General features: G+C 29.6%; 19 protein-coding genes and 7 tRNA genes. All 26 read right to left on the reverse strand.

Annotated elements, in window-relative coordinates:
* Positions 1-247 precede the first annotated feature (247 nt).
* Positions 248-336 (reverse strand) — tRNA-Leu (locus AC2JAQ_RS14920).
* Between the two features lie 16 nt (positions 337-352).
* Positions 353-429: transfer RNA gene (locus AC2JAQ_RS14925), tRNA-Met, on the reverse strand.
* A 3-nt stretch (positions 430-432) separates the two neighbouring features.
* Positions 433-508: transfer RNA gene (locus tag AC2JAQ_RS14930), tRNA-Met, on the reverse strand.
* A gap of 7 nt (positions 509-515) precedes the next feature.
* Positions 516-604, reverse strand: a tRNA-Leu gene (locus AC2JAQ_RS14935).
* A 16-nt stretch (positions 605-620) separates the two neighbouring features.
* Positions 621-697, reverse strand: a tRNA-Met gene (locus tag AC2JAQ_RS14940).
* 3 nt (positions 698-700) lie between these two features.
* Positions 701-776 (reverse strand) — tRNA-Met (locus AC2JAQ_RS14945).
* Between the two features lie 6 nt (positions 777-782).
* Positions 783-871 (reverse strand) — tRNA-Leu (locus AC2JAQ_RS14950).
* Between the two features lie 337 nt (positions 872-1,208).
* A complete protein-coding gene (locus tag AC2JAQ_RS14955) occupies positions 1,209-1,613 on the reverse strand; it encodes a S1 domain-containing RNA-binding protein (RefSeq protein ID WP_423239514.1) in 405 nt (134 codons plus the stop codon).
* A 68-nt stretch (positions 1,614-1,681) separates the two neighbouring features.
* Positions 1,682-1,993, reverse strand: coding sequence for an FtsB family cell division protein (locus AC2JAQ_RS14960; protein WP_423239515.1), 312 nt, complete (start codon positions 1,991-1,993; stop codon positions 1,682-1,684).
* Positions 1,994-2,088: 95 nt separating this feature from the next.
* A complete protein-coding gene (gene yabQ / locus AC2JAQ_RS14965) occupies positions 2,089-2,463 on the reverse strand; it encodes a spore cortex biosynthesis protein YabQ (RefSeq protein WP_488457082.1) in 375 nt (124 codons plus the stop codon).
* Between the two features lie 9 nt (positions 2,464-2,472).
* The gene (yabP, locus tag AC2JAQ_RS14970; protein ID WP_488457083.1) at positions 2,473-2,772 is read right to left on the reverse strand and encodes a sporulation protein YabP; all 300 of its coding nucleotides are present in this window, start codon (positions 2,770-2,772) and stop codon (positions 2,473-2,475) included.
* Positions 2,773-2,903: 131 nt separating this feature from the next.
* Positions 2,904-3,164 carry an RNA-binding S4 domain-containing protein gene (locus AC2JAQ_RS14975; protein WP_003450572.1) on the reverse strand — a complete coding sequence of 87 codons (261 nt, stop codon included), beginning with the start codon at positions 3,162-3,164 and terminating at the stop codon, positions 2,904-2,906.
* A gap of 116 nt (positions 3,165-3,280) precedes the next feature.
* Complete coding sequence (locus tag AC2JAQ_RS14980) at positions 3,281-3,556, reverse strand: HU family DNA-binding protein (protein WP_003450698.1); 276 nt, start codon at positions 3,554-3,556, stop codon at positions 3,281-3,283.
* 216 nt (positions 3,557-3,772) lie between these two features.
* On the reverse strand, positions 3,773-5,224 hold the full coding sequence (yabN, locus tag AC2JAQ_RS14985; RefSeq protein ID WP_488457084.1) for a bifunctional methyltransferase/pyrophosphohydrolase YabN: 1,452 nt from the start codon (positions 5,222-5,224) through the stop codon (positions 3,773-3,775).
* 29 nt (positions 5,225-5,253) lie between these two features.
* Positions 5,254-6,786 carry a putative polysaccharide biosynthesis protein gene (locus AC2JAQ_RS14990; RefSeq protein WP_488457085.1) on the reverse strand — a complete coding sequence of 511 codons (1,533 nt, stop codon included), beginning with the start codon at positions 6,784-6,786 and terminating at the stop codon, positions 5,254-5,256.
* Positions 6,787-6,998: 212 nt separating this feature from the next.
* Positions 6,999-7,547, reverse strand: a complete 549-nt coding sequence (spoVT, locus tag AC2JAQ_RS14995) for a stage V sporulation protein T (protein ID WP_488457086.1) — start codon at positions 7,545-7,547, stop codon at positions 6,999-7,001.
* 198 nt (positions 7,548-7,745) lie between these two features.
* Positions 7,746-8,771, reverse strand: a complete 1,026-nt coding sequence (locus AC2JAQ_RS15000; RefSeq protein WP_488457087.1) for a peptidylprolyl isomerase — start codon at positions 8,769-8,771, stop codon at positions 7,746-7,748.
* Between the two features lie 100 nt (positions 8,772-8,871).
* Positions 8,872-12,381 carry a transcription-repair coupling factor gene (mfd, locus tag AC2JAQ_RS15005; RefSeq protein ID WP_488457088.1) on the reverse strand — a complete coding sequence of 1,170 codons (3,510 nt, stop codon included), beginning with the start codon at positions 12,379-12,381 and terminating at the stop codon, positions 8,872-8,874.
* A gap of 26 nt (positions 12,382-12,407) precedes the next feature.
* On the reverse strand, positions 12,408-12,974 hold the full coding sequence (gene pth, locus AC2JAQ_RS15010; protein ID WP_488457089.1) for an aminoacyl-tRNA hydrolase: 567 nt from the start codon (positions 12,972-12,974) through the stop codon (positions 12,408-12,410).
* 132 nt (positions 12,975-13,106) lie between these two features.
* Positions 13,107-14,264: a S1C family serine protease gene (locus tag AC2JAQ_RS15015; RefSeq protein WP_488457090.1), complete on the reverse strand. Its 1,158-nt coding sequence runs from the start codon at positions 14,262-14,264 to the stop codon at positions 13,107-13,109.
* 21 nt (positions 14,265-14,285) lie between these two features.
* Entirely contained in the window at positions 14,286-15,695 is a 1,410-nt protein-coding gene (locus AC2JAQ_RS15020; protein WP_488457091.1) for a sensor histidine kinase, read from the reverse strand.
* Positions 15,695-16,381, reverse strand: coding sequence for a response regulator transcription factor (locus tag AC2JAQ_RS15025; RefSeq protein ID WP_300348576.1), 687 nt, complete (start codon positions 16,379-16,381; stop codon positions 15,695-15,697). The genes AC2JAQ_RS15020 and AC2JAQ_RS15025 overlap by 1 nt, the downstream gene beginning before the upstream one ends.
* A 271-nt stretch (positions 16,382-16,652) precedes the next feature.
* Positions 16,653-17,612, reverse strand: coding sequence for a ribose-phosphate diphosphokinase (locus tag AC2JAQ_RS15030; RefSeq protein WP_488457092.1), 960 nt, complete (start codon positions 17,610-17,612; stop codon positions 16,653-16,655).
* Between the two features lie 56 nt (positions 17,613-17,668).
* Complete coding sequence (gene glmU, locus AC2JAQ_RS15035) at positions 17,669-19,033, reverse strand: bifunctional UDP-N-acetylglucosamine diphosphorylase/glucosamine-1-phosphate N-acetyltransferase GlmU (protein WP_488457093.1); 1,365 nt, start codon at positions 19,031-19,033, stop codon at positions 17,669-17,671.
* Between the two features lie 211 nt (positions 19,034-19,244).
* Entirely contained in the window at positions 19,245-19,517 is a 273-nt protein-coding gene (gene spoVG / locus AC2JAQ_RS15040; RefSeq protein ID WP_423239528.1) for a septation regulator SpoVG, read from the reverse strand.
* A 112-nt stretch (positions 19,518-19,629) separates the two neighbouring features.
* Positions 19,630-20,433, reverse strand: coding sequence for a pur operon repressor (purR, locus tag AC2JAQ_RS15045; protein WP_423239530.1), 804 nt, complete (start codon positions 20,431-20,433; stop codon positions 19,630-19,632).
* Positions 20,434-20,494: the final 61 nt, after the last annotated feature.

The following is a 20,494-nucleotide window of genomic DNA, read 5'->3' on the forward strand; positions in this document are numbered from 1 at the left end:
TTAAGACATAATAAAACAAAAATTTTTAGGGAATTTATTTTTTTCATACTATATTTATAATTTAATTTCCAGTTTTATGGAAATAAATAAATTGCTATAAAATTTTTAGGGATATATTATCTTTTTTTAGAATTTAATAAATATGTTTTTTGTTGAATAAAGTAACTTTTTATCTATTTAAAAAGATAATTAATTTAGAAAATAAGATATGAAAAATAAAAAAACTCATCTTAATTAAGATGAGTTTTGGTGCCGAAGACCGGAATCGAACCGGTACGGTGTGTTAGCACCGCAGGATTTTAAGTCCTGTGCGTCTGCCAGTTCCGCCACTTCGGCATGTATTAAATTTAAATGGTAGCGGGAACAAGATTCGAACTTGCGACCCTTCGGGTATGAACCGAATGCTCTAGCCAGCTGAGCTATCCCGCCATGTGGTTGCGGGGGCAGGACTTGAACCTACGACCTTCGGGTTATGAGCCCGACGAGCTACCAGCTGCTCCACCCCGCGATATTATTGGTGCCGAAGACCGGAATCGAACCGGTACGATGTGTTAGCATCGCAGGATTTTAAGTCCTGTGCGTCTGCCAGTTCCGCCACTTCGGCATATATTAAGTTTAAATGGTAGCGGGAACAAGATTCGAACTTGCGACCCTTCGGGTATGAACCGAATGCTCTAGCCAGCTGAGCTATCCCGCCATGTGGTTGCGGGGGCAGGACTTGAACCTACGACCTTCGGGTTATGAGCCCGACGAGCTACCAGCTGCTCCACCCCGCGATGTTGTGGTGCCGAAGACCGGAATCGAACCGGTACGGTGTGTTAGCACCGCAGGATTTTAAGTCCTGTGCGTCTGCCAGTTCCGCCACTTCGGCATGTCATCGTGTTTCCCAACGACAAGATTTATTATACATAAGCATGAGCATACTGTCAACATATTTTTTAAAGTTTTTTATAAAAATTATTATGAATATTAACAAAACCCCATGAAATCTAGCATTCAACTAAAAAATATATCAAAAAAACACCTGTAAGTTCCTTTCTTTTTTTGAAAATTAACAATAAAAACAATAAAAATCGGTTCTAAATATTATTTAAAAATCCTTAATATATTTTAAAAAGCCATCTTTAATAATCATCATTTTTATATAATTTCCTTTTATAAAATTTAAAATTCCTTAGAAAAATTCTAAGGAATTTTAAAGAATATTATTAAATTGATTTTCTTTTTCTTTGTTTAACGTCTTGATGTTTCTTTACATCTTGAAGTCTTTCTTCACTATCTTTTAAGAATTTTGACATTATATCTTCAAAGTTTTGCTTTGGCTTAGCTTTCTTTTCAGGCTTCCACTCAAAATCTGCAGGTTTAACAGATTTCTTTTTTGGTGGCATAGCTTGCTTTATTGATAAGCTTATTTTACCTTTATCATCAACTGATATTACTTTAACTTTAACTTTGTCATCCTCTTTAAGATGCTCTCTTATATCTTTAACATAAGTATCTGCTACTTCAGATATATGAACTAAACCTGTTTTTCCTTCCACTTCAACAAACGCACCAAAGTTTGTGATGTTAATTATTCTACCCTCTAATATGTTTCCTGCCATTAAGGTCATGTTTAAAAGATTCCTCCTTAAATTTATAAATAAAATATATGTTATTTTTAATAATAACCTTATTTATCCTAATTGTTTTTTGCTTCAGCATTATTTTGATTATCTTGAGGTGAATCTGAGTTTGTAATAACTTTCTCGCCTTCTTTAATCATACCTAATCTTTCTCTAGCCATTCTCTCTATGTATTCGTCTGTTGAAGATTGGTTTACCTCATCTTGTAACTTTTTATTTTTATCTTGAAGCTCATTAAGCTGAGTTTGCTTAGCTTCTATGTCTTTTTGTATTTTATTCATTGCAAGCTCTTGCCTGACATATGATATACAGAATATAGCAACCAATATAATTATTACCACATTCTTTAAATTCATTCTTTTCTTCACTCTTATACCCCCATACTTATAATGGTATGATATAAGTCTATTGTAAACACTATTATAGCTTAATTCAAGCAATTTTTACCTTACAAATTAACTTTTTAATTTGTAAATGTATTTTTTAAGACATATCTTATATTTTTAAATATTATTCGTATATTCTTTAATAGTATAGCTAAAATTTTATGTTGTATTCTCCTAAAGTATTTAGATAAACATTTTAAATAAATTAATAAGGTTATTCCCATAAACACATATACATATACACTTAAAAATGCATAATTATATTTTAATAAAAATATGAATATAACCAAGCTACACCATATCCAAAATAAGATGTCTTCTATCGTTATTAATATTTTATTTTTGCAAGCTCCTCTAAACTCTCTATAAATATCAAATAAAAATCCGATTATTATTCCAGATATTATTGCAAAAATAACAATTCTAAATTGAATATTTATATCTAAAAGCATATTTCCCACCTATTTAAATATTTTAGAAATTAAATTTCTATTTTTTTTTACCTTATTCTTTTTATTTAAATAATTAATACTACTAATAAATCCACCTATTATAACCTCCCCATTTTGCACATCTAATTTATTCATCTTTAATCCAGATCCTTTAATCAATAATGGTCCCAAACTTGTCTTTAAACTAATCTTTTCTTCATCAAAGTTTATAACTTCATTTACTCCTGTAAGTGATAAAAGTTTTCTATTTTCTAAGAATAAGTTACTGGTACATTGCGTAATTTTATTCTCATCCTTTTTATCAATCATAAGAAAGCCTCCTATGTAAAAAAATATTTTTCCTATCTTATGTCTATTCTGTAGCATACAAAAAAATGACTAATATAATTTTTTCAAATCATATTAGTCATCCTCTATAATAAATATTTGATTTAGACATGTTATTCTTTATCTTCTTCGCCTTCTAAGATCTCGTACATCTCTTTAGCATTTTCTTTTCTAACATGTTCAGCGATATTTATAACTCTCGCCTTTAAAGTTCTATTACCAAATAATATCTCTATTATATCTCCTTCTTTTATGTCATTTGAAGGTTTAGCAACTTTACCATTTATTATTACTCTACCACTCTCACAAGCTTCTTTAGCAACTGTTCTTCTTTTAATTATTCTAGAAACTTTTAAGTACTTGTCTAATCTCATATCCTATCCTCCATATTAAAAATCCTATATTTAATTTAAATTACTCAATATTGATAAAAAAGCCCGAGTAAGACTCGGGCTTTTTTAAAGTATTAACACAACTTATTTATTATAAATTAAGCGTTAACTCTTTCTTTTAATTCTTTACCTGGCTTGAATACTGGAGCTATTGAAGCAGGTATTTTTATAACTTCTTTAGTTCTTGGGTTTCTTCCTTCTCTTTCAGCTCTTACTCTAGTTTCGAAAGTTCCGAATCCAACTAATTGAACTTTATCTCCGTTTTCTAAAGTCTCGCTAACGCTTTCTATGAATGCTTTTAAAGCTAATTCAGCATCTTTTTTAGTTAAGTTGCTTTTTTCAGCCATGCTTGTTATTAATTCTGCTTTATTCACTTTTACATCCTCCTTAAAATTCCAGTTAATTTACTGCAATAATTGTTTACCAGTTATTAAAATTAACTAGCATCAACTTATATTATCATAATATATATTTCTTTCTTTGTATAGTCAATACTTTCAATTTTTGCCCTAAAAATACTGATATTTTTGCATTTTTTTTAAAATTTATGTTTTTTTGCATCTTAATAAACCATAAATTTCTAAAAACACTTATTTTTCACTTGATTTAGCCTCTTCCCATAGTTTATCCATTTCTTCTAGAGTCATATCTTTTAAGCTTTTATTGTTCTTAATTGCTTCACTTTCAATATAAGAAAATCTATTTATAAACTTTTTAATAGTCTTATCTAAAGCTAATTCTCCATCAACTTCAAGGAATCTAGCTACATTTATACAAGCAAAAAGTAAGTCACCTACTTCACCTTCTATTATTGACTTATTTTCACAATTATAAACATCTTTTATTTCATTTAATTCTTCTTTTACTTTATCCATAGCACAATTTATATCATCCCAGTCGAAGCCAACCTTCTTTGCCTTCTTTTGAACCTTATAAGCTCTTGTTGTTGCTGGAAGAGATTTCGCTATGTTTTTCATTTCCTCTGTTAGAGTTTCAATTCCTTTTTCCTCTTTTTTAATTTCATCCCAATTAGCTACAACCTGTTCTGAATTATCGACTTCTCCATTTCCAAATACATGTGGATGTCTATTTATCATTTTATCTGAAATTGCTCCTATTACATCCATAATGTCAAAATATCCATCTTCTTTCCCTATAGAAGCATGGAAAACAACCTGTAATAAAACATCTCCAAGTTCTTCTATTAAAGCATCCTCATCTTCATTTTCAATTGCATCTATTACTTCATAGCATTCTTCAATAAGAGCACTCTTTAAACTCTCATGAGTTTGCTCCCTATCCCATGGACATCCTCCTGGATTTCTTAAAGTTTCTATAATATCTAATAAATCTTGAAAATCCTTTTTATTATCTAAATCCTTAGGTATATAAATTGAAGTTAAATAATCTATGTCTTCTTGCCAATCTAACTCATATAAAGGTATTTTTCTTATACTTTCTAATCCTTTAACTCCAGCTGCTCTTACAAAGATTATTTCAGTATTATCTTCATACCCCTCTAAAAGTTTTAATTTAACTTCTGAAGCTATAAAGTTATTATAAACCTGAGTTATTATAGTTCCAACACGCTTATCTAATATTTGATTTTTTATATCGAAAGCATCAATTATTTTTACACCTTCTATTGGATCCACCTGTAAAGCCTCCATCATGGCATCTATAAAACTAACTGCTGGTAATACTTCATATTGAATATTATTTTCCTTACATAAATCAATTAGGTTTATTACAGATCTTTCAGCTACTAAAGGATGGCCTGGTACTGCGTATATTAAGTCCTCATCATCCTTGACCTTAGTTATCAAATCCTCTGCAATATATTTATAAACATCATCAAAGCTATCATATTTTTCATATGCATGATCATATGATTCAAACTTAACTCCCTCTTCTTTTAAGAAATCTACTGTAGGGTGTTTTTCTGTTCTAAAATATATATTCTTATTGTTTTTTAGTTCTTTCAAAGCACCTATTGTTAAAGCTTCATAGGCACCTGGTCCTAAACCCATTATCTTAAGCATTCCATACTCTCCTTCGCAATTTATAAAACTTAATTTTTTAGTCGTCCCTTTATTTCATCGACATTAAAAATTTTAAGCACTACCAATGATATCATATATATAATAATACCCATAAATATAGCTATTAAGCAAGCTATACTGTTACTTCCACTATATTTAAAAGCTTCTGAATATAAATATAAAACAGTTCCAATCATTAGGACTGATGCAAATATAGGTTTTACTAATACATTTTTTATATCTGGAGAATATTTAAATCTTTTAGACATATAAATTAAGTTTAATATTAATACCACAGAATAAGATATTATTGTAGCTATTACAGCGCCATAAATATTTAAAGATTTTATAGGTATTAAAGTCATTGTTAAAATTACTTTCAAAACGCATCCTATTAACAAATGAAATACAGGTCTATAATAATATCCCATACCTTGTAATATTGATGTTGTTATCTGAGTTCCAACTAAAAATGGGACACTTATTGATAAATATTTTAATATCATAAAGCCTTCTGATTTCCCTGGAAATAAAAGGTTCATTATAGGTTCAGCCATGAAGAATAATCCTAAAAAACATGGAATAGAAACTATCATACATAATTTCATTGTGGTATCTATCTTCTCTTTAACCTGAACTTTATTTTTGAGAATATATAATTCAGAAATTATAGGTATTACGGACGCTGCTAATGCAGTTGCCAAGGTCATTGGAACATTAGTAAATACAGTAGCTTTCCCTGTTAATTGAGCGTATAAAATAGTGGCCTCCTGACCTGTAAATCCAGCCTGTAAAAGTTTTTGTGGAACTAAAACAGAATCTATAACTCCCATAATACTTCCAACAGCGGCCCCTATGGATATAGGAAGTGCTATATTTATTATTTCCATAAATATTTTATGGCTACCTTTTATTTTTCCTAAATTAAAACTCTTCTTTGTTTTTATATACTTAGGTATTAAATATAGTGCAGCTACAAAAGCTCCGGCTACAGCCCCAAATGATGCTCCACCTGCTGAGTACTCAATCCCTTTATCAATCAATATATAAGCTAGTCCAACACCAACTATTACTCTTCCAATCTGTTCTAAAATCTGAGATATTGCTGTTGGTGTCATGTTCTGAAAACCTTGAAAAAAACCTCTAATAGGTGTTATTAATCCTATTAAAGTAGGGGCCAAACAAATACCTAATATAGAATAATAAGCCTTATCATCCCACTTTAAAAATGGTAAAAGGAACTTTCCACCTATAGCTAAAAATATGCTTGTACCTATTCCTAGCAAAATCATTACTTTTAAAGCTTCTTTTATTACTTGAAAACTTTCCTCGTATTTTCCTAAGGCGTTTTTTTCTGATACCAACTTAGATACTGCTATAGGAATTCCTGCTGCAATAGCTACGAAAAGCATATATAAAGGATATGTCATTTGGTAATAACCCAATCCTTCATCTCCTATAAGCATTATTAATGGCCATCTAAAAAACAAGCCAAGAAACTTGGCGAATACACCAGCACAAGCAAGCACAAGACTACCTTTTATAAGGGATTGTTTCTTCATAAAATACCTCCAAATTTAAACTAACTACTTTACCTTAAGATGCTAGATTTATTAATATTCAATTAAAAATCCTGCTAAACTCCTAGATATTTTTTTAAAAATTCAGAGGGAGCATTACTCTCTCTGAATTAAGTCTCATTTTATATTATTGTAAATTCAGAGGTATTATTACTATTTGAAATACAAATATTAAATTATGATAACTGATTTATTTATTGCTCCATTTGTTTACCCAAAAAGGCAGCTGCTGTTTCTGCTAGTTTTTGTTCAACTTCTCCTAAAGTTTTTCCTTCCTTAGAAAGAATAACTACAGACCCAATTGTATCTCCTTCTGCTAATATTGGTGCTATAACTTGACTGCTATATTTACTTTCATCATCATCTCCATGCATTGGTATGATGTTTTTGTTATCAACACCTAATACTACTGATTTTCTCTTATCCATTATATCTTCTAACTCATCACTTATTTTTCTTTCCATAAATTCTTTCTTAGATGTTCCACTTACAGATATAAATGCATCGTTATCTGATATGAGAATTATATGACCTGTAGATTGTTGTAACGCTTCTGCATATTCTTTTGAAAAGTCTGTTAATTCTCCTATTGGTGAATATTTTTTAAGTATTACTCCACCTTCTCTATCAGTAAAAATCTCTAAAGGATCTCCTTCTCTTATTCTTAAAGTTCTTCTTATTTCTTTAGGTATTACAACTCTACCTAAATCATCAATACGTCTTACTATTCCAGTGGCTTTCATTTATATGTACCTCCCTTATATAAATACTAATCACTAATCTTTGTCTACAATAATAGTATTTAATTTATTTGAAATTTTATACACATTGATTATATTTATGTTATCTTTCAATTTAATAACCAATTAAAGAAAACTTTTATGAAAATCCTTTTAAATAAAAAAAGACTTATAGATTTAATCTATAAGTCTTTTTTTAAATTATTTGCTTAAGTTTAAGCCTTCTTTTAATTTGTCATCATAAGTTTTAACATTAAGATCCTTCTTCCATTGATCTAAATCTTTTTGGTAAACTTCTTTTTTCTTTTGGTTTTCTAAAACTTTTGTTATTTGCTCTTTAGCTTGCTCTAATGTTAATTGTGTTTCTTTATCAGTAACATTGCTAACTTGAATTATATGATATCCAAATGAACTCTTAACAGGTTTTGAAATTTCACCATCTTTTAATGGTTTTAATCCTTCCATAAATGCAGGATCAAAATTTGAATTATCGTAATCTACTCTTCCTAAGTTTTCTGCTATTGGCTCTTTCTTAGGATCTGTGTTTTTCTCATATTTATTAAATAAATCATCAAAAGTTGTTGCTCCTGATTGTATTTCGTCATATGCCTTCTGAGCTTCCTCTTCAGTTGGGAATAATAAGTGTTTTGCATCAGCACCAGCTTGAACTACAAACTGTTGTTTATTTTCATCATAATACTTTTGTATGTCTTCGTCAGTTACCTTTACATCTTTAGTAGCATAATCTATTGTTGCCTGAGCTATAACTTGATCTTTTAAGAAAGCTTTAAAAGTATCTTCTGTATACCCTTCTGCTTCTAAAGCTTTATCAAAGTTATCTCCCATGCTTTTCTTTATGTTATCGAATTGTTCATTAACTTTTTTATTAATTTCATCCTCTGATGGTGTTACTCCTAATTTACCAGCTTCAATAACTAAAACTTTATCAGTTACTAAACCATTTAGTACACTTTGTCTTTGCTGTAATATTTGTTGCGCAGCCTGTGAATCCTGCATATATTTATCTCCATATTGACTTTGTAGCTGAGTAAACATTCCTTTTAGATGTGAGTCAACCTCTCCTAAAGTTATTTTCTCTCCATTAACTGTAGCTACAGTAGTCTTGTCAATAGCCGCTTGAGTTTTTTCTACCATGTTACACCCAACAGCAGTAAACATTAAAACTCCAACTAATGCAGATGCTACTAATTTTTTTACACTTACCATTTTAATACCTCGCCTTTCTCCGATTATAATTTACATAATATTCTAGTCAGATTCTATTTTAGTATATCAATGTTACAATAATATTTCAATTTATAAATTATTAATTCTTTAACGCCAGTATACCGTCTAACATTTCTTTAAAAGTAGCTAATATATCCTCTTTCTTCTTATCTTTTCCTCTGTATAATAATATTGGTTTATCCCCAAATTCAATTAATATATCATCTTTATAATTTTCTAAAAGCATCTTAAATATTTTTTTATCCGTTCTTTCTCTACTTTCAAATATAAATATTATGTCATCATTTTTCTCTTTTATTTCTTCAATATTTAAAAGCTTAGCTTTACTTTTTATATAAGCTATATCCATAAGGTTATAAACCATATTTGGTATGTTAGAGAATCTGTCTTCTAACTCTTCTTTTACATATTCATAATCCTCTTCATTCTCTATAGCTGCAATCTTCTTGTATATTTCAATCTTTTGAATCTCATCTTTTATATAACTTGAAGGAATGAATGCATCAACTTTTAAATCTACAATAGTCTCAATAGGCTCTCTTTCTATTTCACCTTTTATAATTTTTATTGTGTCTTCTAACATTCTACAATATAAATCATATCCTATAGATGCCATATGTCCATGTTGAGCTGAACCCATCATGTTTCCAGCACCTCTTATTTCAAGGTCTCTCATAGCTATTTTAAATCCTGAACCAAGCTCAGTGAAATCTTTTAACGCTTTAAGCCTTTTCTCTGCTACTTCGGTTAAGACTTTATCTCTTTGATATAGAAAATATGCATAAGCGACCTTATTACTTCTACCAACTCTTCCTCTTAACTGATAAAGCTGAGAAAGCCCCATTTTATCTGAATCATTTACAATCATGGTATTAACACTATGAATATCTATACCTGTTTCTATTATGGAAGTACATACTAACACATCGTACTTTCTCTCCATAAAGTCTATCATTTCAGTTTCTAATTGCCTCTCTGTCATTTGTCCATGTATAACTGTGGCCTTACATTCTGGAACAAGTTCCTGTATATAACTAGCTACTTCTTGAATGCTTTCAACCCTGTTATGAACAAAGTATACTTGACCATCTCTATTTATTTCCCTTAAAATAGCATCCCTTATAAGTTGATCATTTTGTTCTACAACATATGTTTGTATAGGATATCTATTTTCTGGTGGAGTTTCTATTACTGAAATATCTCTTACACCAGTAAGAGACATATGAAGTGTTCTTGGAATAGGTGTTGCACTTAAAGTAAGAACATCAACGTTCTTTTTAAAACTCTTTATTTTTTCCTTTTGTGCTACTCCAAATCTCTGTTCTTCATCCACAATAAGAAGACCTAAATCCTTAAATTGAATATCCTTAGAAACAAGTCTATGAGTTCCAATCAGTATATCTACATTTCCCTCTTTTAAAGCTTTTAATGTTTCTGTTTGTTGCTTCTTAGTTCTAAATCTACTTATCATATCTATGGTTATAGGGAAACCTGCAAATCTCTTTTTCATATTTTTATAATGTTGTTCTGCAAGTATTGTTGTAGGAACTAAGAATGCTACCTGTTTTCCATCCATTACAGCCTTAAAAGCAGCTCTTACTGCAACCTCTGTTTTACCATAACCAACATCTCCACAAAGCAATCTATCCATTACTTTGTTTGCTTCCATATCTCCCTTTATATCCTCAATCGCTGTTAATTGATCTGGTGTCTCTTCATATGGAAATTCATCTTCAAATTGTTTTTGCCATTGAGTATCTTTAGAGAATCTATATCCCTTTACAGTTGATCTTTCTGCATATAATTTAACTAAATCACCTGCTATATCATTTATAGATTTTCTTACTTTAGCCTTAGCTTTTTGCCACTCATTTCCCCCGAGCTTACTTATCTTAGGTGAAGCACTATCTGAGCCAATATACTTTTGTACTAAGTCTAATTGCTCAACAGGCACATAAAGCTTATCCCCTTTTGAATATTCAATATCTAAATAATCTCTTTTATGCCCTTGAACTTCTATTTGCTTTATTCCTTTGTAGACACCTATACCACTATTTACATGAACTACATAGTCTCCAGGTTTTAGCTCTGCAAAACTTTTAATCTTAGATACACCTTTTGACTTTTTCCTCTTTGGCTTTTTGCTTCTTTTACCTTCTCCAAAAACACCTTTATCAGATATTAGACAAAGTTTTATATCTTGATATTCAAATCCTTTATTTTGATTTCCAAAAGTTATAACAACTTCTCCATCTTTTATTTCATCAACATCATCTTTATAAACACTTTCTATTTCTAATTCTCTTAAAGTATCAACCAGTCTTTCTCCTCTTGGTCTTGTTCCTGAAAGTATTAAGGTCTTAAATCCTTTTTTCTTTTTTTCTCTTATATCATCTATAAGCATATCAAGTTGTCCTTGATAACCACTCATAGTAATTTGCTTTAATTCCACCTTATTGAAAGACTCTATAAATCCTCCCCCTTCGCCAAATGGAACTAAGTTCATTAAGTTATTACCCTTAAATAATTCCTGTACTTTTTCTACACTTAAGATTAAATTAATTTGCGAAGGAAGAATATTTCCTCTTTCTAAAAAAGCTTCATAGTTTTCATTAAACTCAAAAATAGTACTTTCTAATTTTCCTTTACATCTTTTAGCATCATCAATTATAAAAGTGTAATTCTTTAAATAATCAAATAAGGTTGCAGGTTTATCAAAGAAAAATGGAAGATAACTATCTATGGTTTCAAAGCTCCAATTTTCTTGTAAAGACTCTATATTTCTCTCTATTATCTTTCTTAACCTGTATTTTATTTCCTTATCTGAAACCTTATTCTCAAAGTCTGAAAGCTCTTTTTTCATTTTGTCTATAGCATAATCTATAGTTTCTTTATTTAATATTATCTCCTTAGCAGGGAATATTTCTGCCTTTTTTACTTTTTCTATACTTCTTTGAGACTCTACATTAAATGTTCTAATAGAATCAACTTCATCTCCAAAAAGCTCTATTCTAAAAGGATTAGTTGAGTTAGGAGGAAATACGTCTAATATTCCTCCTCTTAATGAAAATTCGCCCTTACCCTCAACTGTTTCTAACCTTTCATATCCTGATTCAATAAGCTTATGTGAAAGTTCCTTTAAATTAACTTCATCTCCAATTTTAACCTTTAAAATATGACTTTTATAAAGTTCCTTAGGTGTATAAGTCGCTGCAAAAGCATCTATAGAAGTAACGATTATCTTCTTATTACTTCTCAACATTTCTTTTATAACTTTTAATCTTGCCCATCTTAAATCTCCAGAAATAGCATCTATATTATAGAATACAATTTCTCTTGAAGGTAAGTAATACACATTAGGTAGATAAAATGATAAATCTTCATATATATTTCTAGCTTCAATATCATTATGTGTAACAACAACTATAGGCTTATCTGATTCTTCATACACCCCATTTATAAAATAAGATTTCCCCGAATCCGCCAAACCATTTACCATTACTGGATAACTCCCGCTTTCCATGAAAGATTTAATCTCTTTAAAAGCATCACTATTTAATAAAGGAGTCATTAACCCCTGTAACCTCAATCTAAACACCGCCATTCTAAAATAAATTAATCTATTTTAACTCCATTAAACTTATTCATTGATTCCTTTGCATCATTTTTAACAATTTCAGCGATTGCATCACTTACTACTGGAATAACTTTTTCTACATGTTCTCTATCTTCTTTTGAAAATTTTCCTAAAACGTGATTTACTAAATTATCTTTAGGTTGTCCTACCCCAACTTTAACTCTTGGGAATTTATCTCCACCAAGGTTTTGTATTATGCTCTTGATCCCATTATGACCTCCAGCACTACCTTTTTCTCTGATTCTTAATTTTCCAATATCCAAACTTATATCATCATAAACTACTATGATTTCATCATTTTCTAACTTATAGAAGTTAGCAAGTTCTCTTATACTTTCTCCGCTTAGGTTCATATATGTTAAAGGCTTTAATAAAATAACCTTCTTATTTTCTATGAAACCTTCTCCACAAAGACCTTTAAATTTTTCCCTATTTACATCAATATTATACTTGTTTGCCATATAATCAATTACATCAAATCCAATATTATGTCTAGTTTGCTCATATTGTTTTCCTGGGTTGCCTAATCCAACTATTAAAATCATATTGCCCTCCATATAGTTACGTTTCTAAATTATTTTAATTAAATCATTCTTTAATTATACTTTTACTATTAGTATAAAACAATAAAAAACCCTTCACCAAATTACGTGAAGGGTTATATTTCTTTTTTCAAATTATTTTAGAGTTACAGGAATATCTTTTACAGATTCTCCTCTGATAACTTTAATCTTAACTATATCTCCTACAGAATGTTTTTTTAGTAAATCAGCTAAACTTTCTATGTTTTTAACCTTCTTACCATCTACTTCAACTATTATATCTGTAGGCTTTATTCCTGCATTAAATGCATTACTATCTTTATCAACATCTTCTACATAAATTCCATAAACATTATGTTTTTCGTCTGCAACAGTAGTACCTGTAACACCTAAAGTTGCTCCAGTAGTAACACTACCTTCTCTTATTATAGAATCAGCTACTCTTAAAGCATCACTTATTTCTAAGGCATAATATACTCCTGGTTTTGAAAACTTATTGGTAAAATATAAACTATTTATTCCAACAACTTTTCCATTATAGTCACATAGTATACCACTATTATTATCTTCATTTATTAGTGAACTAGTCTCTATAACATCAACTACTTTCGAATCTGAATGACCTTCTTCACCTATGGTTACCTTCTTAATTGGTGCACTTACTATTCCATTAGCTACAAAACCTAAAGGCTCTTCACATATTATATTTCCTAACGTTGCGACTCTTTCTCCTGTTTCTAAAACTTCAATTTCAGAGGTTGATATACTCTTTAAGATATTAGATTCTATCTTTAATACTGCTATATCAGTATCTTCATCAACTCCAACAATTACTGCTTGGAAAGGACTTATATCATTACTTGATATCTTTACATATATCTCTGGAAAATCCTTTATAGCACTATAACTGGTAATTATATATCCATCAGTTCTAATAACAATTCCTGATATATTTTTACCATCATTTTTCCCTATAGATAAACTATTCTTATTATCTCCAACAGTAACAATACTACTTGCAGATTTATTAACTAAGTTAGTTACATCATATCTTCCATCTTTCATTTCTTCTAAAAGATTTGTATTTTGCTTCTCTATAGTTAAATCATTAGTATAGTGCTTAAAAGCTATGAAGCTTATAACTATAACTAATATAATAAAACTTGCTAGCTTTAAAAAATTTTTTATCCAGAATCTTTTCTTATCTTTTTTAATCACTATATTGTCATAGTTTTTTTCACTTGATTCATGGAGATCCTTCCCCTTTTTAGAGTGCTTAAAAAACTTCCCCATAAAGACCTCCTATGCAATATTTTATTTAACCTTAGTCAAAGTAAAATTAAATCTGACACCTTTTATGTTTCCATTTTTATCTTTAACATTTTCAGCCCAAATATCTTCTTCTAGTTGAAGTATTATATTTCTAACAATAGATAAGCCCAGACCTGTACTAGTCTTATTACTTCTTGCCTTGTCAACTTTATAGAATCTATCCCAAATATGAGTTAAATCATATTCATCGATTCCCTTACTAGTGTTAAATATACTAACAACAATCTTACTACCCTTTGTTTTAGTTGATATCTTCACTTCACCATTTCCATCACAATATTTTATGGCATTATCAACCAAATTAGTAATAACCTGTATTAATCTATCATTATCGCCATAAACATATACTCTTTCACTTTCTAAAAGCACTTCAATTTTTATGTTTTTATTTGCAGCTTTTTGATTCATTGTTAATACAGTTGTCTCTATTAATCTGTTTAATTCTAACTCACTTATATTAAACTCTAATTTTCCTGCCTGCATAGCAGATAAATCTAATAAATCATTTATGAGTCTAGTTAATCTACTTATCTCATCATTTACTATTACAAGATAGTATTCTTCCTTATCCTTAGGAATGACTCCGTCTAATATGGCTGTTATAAAACCTTTAATAGAAGTCATAGGTGACCTTAATTCATGAGATACATTAGAAATAAACTCTCTTCTATTAAGTTCTGCCTCCTCAAGAGATGTAGCCATTATATTAAACGACTCAGCCAGTTCACCCACTTCATCATCATAAGAAACATTAACTCTATTTCCTATTTCTCCATTAGCAATTTTCTTAGCAGCATTATTTATAACCTTTAGAGGTTTAATTATAATCTTTTTTGATATAAAATATATTGCTAACCCAGAAAATATTATAGCTATGGCTACACACATCCATACGATTTGATTTATTCTAACTAGAGAATCAGAAAGAGTACTTAAAGGAGTAACTATAGAAACTACTCCTGTAAAATATCCTTTATAGAAGATAGGTTTAGAATATATATACTCCTTTTTGTTCTTCTGTTCTATTACTTGGCCTTCTCTTAATGTCTTCATATCTTTGTCATCTATTTTGGTACGTTTTAAATAATCATACTTATCATTAGAAACTGAATATATGTATCCATAACTATCAATTACATAAACATCTACCTTTAATGAATTAGCTATAAATGATACAGACTTATTTAATTCATCTAAGGTAATTTGATTATTCATATATGAATTAACAACTTGTTCTATAACTTCTGCTTCTGCAGATAAACTATTTAATCTCTCTTGATAATATTCTTCTCTAAACAGGCTGGATAGTATAATCCCTACTATAAAGAAAGTAATACATATTGTTATGCTTAGTGTTAAGATTAACTTTGGAACTAAGCCACGATATTTCATTATTTCACCTCAAATTTGTATCCAACGCCCCAAACAGTTTCAAGTTGCCAATCTTCTCCACCATTTAATTTTTCTCTTAATCTCTTTATGTGAACATCAACAGTTCTTGAGTCACCTGGGTAATCGTATCCCCAAACTTCACATAATAATTGATCTCTTGTGAAAACTTTATTCTTGTTACTTGCAAGATAGTGTAAAAGTTCAAATTCTTTAGGTGGAGTCTTAACCTCTTCTCCATTGTATATAACTTTATATGAGTTAGCATCTATAGTTAACCCTGGGAAATTTAATACAACATTATCAGGTTCTTCTCCTGAATATCTTCTCATAACCGCTTTTACTCTAGCTAATAACTCTTTTGGTTCAAAAGGTTTAACAACATAATCGTCTGCACCAATTTCTAAAGCTAATACCTTATCAAAAGTTTCTCCTTTAGCAGTTAACATAATTACTGGAACGTTACTATCTTTTCTTATCCATTTTAATACTTCCATTCCATCAATTCCTGGTAACATCATATCTAGTACAACTAGGTTAGGACTAAAGTTAACAAACTCTTCCTTAGCAGCTTTTCCATCATGCGCTACTCTAACGTTATATCCTGTAGTTTCTAAATACATTTTTATGACTTCACATATATTTTCATCATCATCTACAATTAAAATCTTTCCTAATAGACCTTCCATAAAATTCACCTCTTAAAATCCTTTCTGTAACTATTCTACATTTGTCCTTATTTTGTATGTTTTTATATATTAAAAATATGAAAAATCTACCATTTAACATATTATTAATGTATATAAATAAAGTGTAAAACATTTATTGATTTTTATCAATTTATAATTAACAAAATTATTTTTTTTTTACATTTTAATCAAATTTAAACGTTTTTGTTCAAAAAAAAGTTTCAATTTTTAGTGATTTTATAAAAAAAGAGCGACTTATGCGCTCTTTTTTTTAGTCTTGGAATAATCCACTTAATGGCTCATCATCATAAATTCTGCTTATAGCATCTGCCATAATAGGAGCAACTGATAATGACTTGAACTTAGTTAACCCATCCATATCAGGAAGAGCTATAGTATTTAACATAACTAATTCTTCAATAGCACTGTTATTTATTCTCTCAAATGCAGGACCTGATAATACTCCATGAGTACAACAAGCATATACATTCTTTGCTCCTAAATCTTTAAGCGCATTGGCTGCATTAGCTATTGTTCCAGCAGTATCTATCATATCATCTATTAAGATACAAACCTTATCTTTAACATCTCCTATTATATTCATTATTTCAGATACATTTGCTTTTGGTCTTCTCTTATCTATTATAGCTATTGGAGCATTAAGTTTATCAGCAAACTTTCTTGCTCTTGTTACTGAACCTAGGTCTGGTGAAACAACAACTACATCATCTCTATCAGCTAATCCCTTATCAACAAAATATTGTGATAATATTGGTGATCCTAGTAAATGATCTACAGGTATATTAAAGTATCCTTGTATTTGAGCTGCATGTAAATCCATTGTAAGAACTCTATCTGCACCTGCTGCTGTTAATAGGTCAGCTACTAGCTTAGCTGTTATTGGATCTCTTGACTTAGCTTTTCTATCTTGTCTAGCATATCCATAATAAGGTATAACTGCATTTATTCTTCCTGCTGATGCTCTTTTAAATGCATCTATCATTATTAATAACTCCATTAAGTTATTATTTACAGGACTACACGTTGATTGAACTATAAACACATCACAACCTCTAACAGTCTCTTTTATATTTACTGATATTTCTCCATCGCTAAAAGTACTTACTTCAGCTTTACCTAGAGGGATATTTAATTTCTCTGCAATCTCCCTAGCTAACTCCGGATGTGAGTTACCTGTAAATATTTTAATGTTTTTTGAATGATTTTCCATTTAGTGAAGACCTCCTTAAAATTAAACCTAGCCTTTGGCATTTGTATATTTAATGCTTATTTAAGCTTTTTTCTTTCAACCCAGCCATCTATGTTCTTTTGCTTAGCTCTTGCTATAGCTAAACTTCCTTCTGGAACCTCTTTAGTTATTGTTGAACCTGCAGCTATATAAGTATTATCTTTTACTTCTACAGGTGAAACTAAGTTAGTGTTACATCCTATAAATGAATCATCACCTATGATTGTTTTATGTTTTTTCTTACCATCATAGTTAACAACCACTGTACCACATCCAAAGTTACATCTTTCTCCAACTTCAGCATCTCCAATATAAGTTAAATGTGATACCTTTGTATTATTTCCAATTGTTGATTTTTTAATTTCAACGAAATCACCAATTCTAACATGATCTCCAATATTACTTTCTGGTCTAACGTAAGCAAATGGTCCTACAGTTGTTTCATCACCTATTTTACTATCTAAAATAACTGAACTTTGAATTTCAACACCATTTCCTATTGTACTATTGTTAATTCTTGAGTTAGGATATAAAACACAATCTTCTCCAATCACTGTTTTTCCTTCTAAAACATTGCCTGGATAAATTATAGTGTCTTGACCAATAACAACATCTGGTTCTATATATGTGTTTAGAGGGTCAATTATAGTAACTCCATTATCTAAATGAGTTCTATTTATTCTATTTCTCATTATACTCTCAACTTTAGCAAGCTCAGCTCTTGAATTAACTCCTAAAGTCTCTTCAAAATCTGTAATCATAGCTCCAACTTTTTTATTCTCTTTCTTTAATATTTCTATAACATCTGTTAAGTAATATTCTCCTTGAGCATTATTATTTGAAAGTTGTTCTAAAGAAGTTAATAAACTTTCTATATCAAAGCAATACATTCCTGCATTTACTTCTTGTATCTTTATTTCTTCTGCATTACAGTCTTTATGTTCTACTATTTTTTCAACTGATTCACCATTTCTAACAATTCTTCCATAGCCAGTTGGGTTTTCAATTACTGATGTTAATAAAGTAGCTGAATTCTTTTCATTGATGTGTGTATCAATTAAATTCTTAACAGTTTCTGGTTTTATTAAAGGAGCATCTCCTGTAAAAATAGCTACTACTCCTGTTTTTCCAACTAAAAAATCCTTAGCACATTTAACTGCATGACCAGTTCCTAACTGTTCTGCTTGTAAAGAATAACTTACATTTTTTGATGAAGTTCTTTCTTTAACTAATTCTGCTCCCTTTCCTATTATTACATTAACATCTTCTATCTCAGCTCTTCTCATAGCATCGATAACATGATTAACCATTTCTTTTCCACAAGCTTTATGTAGAACTTTCGGTAACTTAGATTTTATTCTAGTTCCTTGACCTGCCGCTAATATTATAGCACATTTATTCATAAAAACACCTCTTTGTGATACTCATTTTATTATATAAGCTATACTATTTAAAATTAATCTCTTCTTTTGTTACGAAATCTTCAAATTTCTCATTTTCAATTATATTTTAATAAATTACTTATTTCAATAATAAGTTATTAATGATATTAATATGAAATTCATTATATTTTAGACAAAAAAATAAAAGGAAGATGTCTTCCTTTTATTAAAATTATTCTTGAACATCTAAATTTTTAACTTTTTCATACTCCTCAAGAATAGCTTTTTGGATTTGCTCTCTAGTTTCTGTATTTATAGGATGAGCTATATCCTTAAACTCTCCATCTGGTGTTTTTCTGCTAGGCATAGCTATGAAAAGACCATTTTGTCCTTCTATAACTTTGATATCATGTACAACAAATTGATTCTCAAAAGTTACTGAAACTATAGCTTTCATCTTACCTTCTGCAGATATTTTTCTAATTCTTACATCTGTAATATTCATTATGGTACACCTCCAGTTGTTGTTACTATGTATATTCTATACAAAATATAGAATTCCTTCTTTTTTTAATATTTTTTGTAAATTATTCTTTAACACATAGTAACTATAACTACTAGATAGAAGGTACCATTTTTACACCCTCTTCATTTATTTCAACAATGTCAATTAGTGATACATAATCTTTAGTTATTTTATTAGTTGATAGTTTGTTATCTATTAGGACACCAATTCCCATAAGTTCAGAATCAAACTCTTTTAATAAATCAACTAATCCTTTAGCAGTTCCGCCACCTCTCATAAAGTCATCTATGAATATACATTTACTTCCTTGTTTTAATGATTTTCTAGATAAGCACATCTGCTGTATCTTTCCTGAAGTTCCTGAAACATAATTTATAGAAACTGTTGAACCTTCTGTGACCTTACTATCTCTTCTTGCAGTTATAAGCTGTACTCCTAAGCATTTAGCCACTTCATATGCTAGTGGAACCCCTTTGGTTTCAACCGTTATTACATAATCTATATCCATTTCTTGAAAATATGATGCTAAAATAACAGAAGCCTTGCTTATTATGCTAGGATCAAACATTATGTCTGTAACATATAGAAAGTTTCCAGGTACAACTCTATTGCTTTCACTTGCAATTTCACATAATTCTTCTAAAAACTTTTTCTTTTCCTCTTCTCCCATTTCTGGAATATATCTTATTCCACCAGCAGCCCCAGCTATTGTTTCAACTTTTCCCATTGAAAATTTAGCTAATATTTCTCTAACAATAACTATATCTTCACTTATTGTTGATTTAGCAGCATTTAAAAGTTCTGAGAATTTATTTAACCCTATTATCTTATTAGGATTTTCTATAAGAACCTTTGTTATAATCGATACTCTACTATTTCTACTTAGTTTCTCCATATTAATCACCTGACCTATATAAATTTCCAGTATATATTTTCCACTTATAATTCATATTTTA

This window comes from Clostridium sp. LIBA-8553 (genome assembly GCF_057782465.1).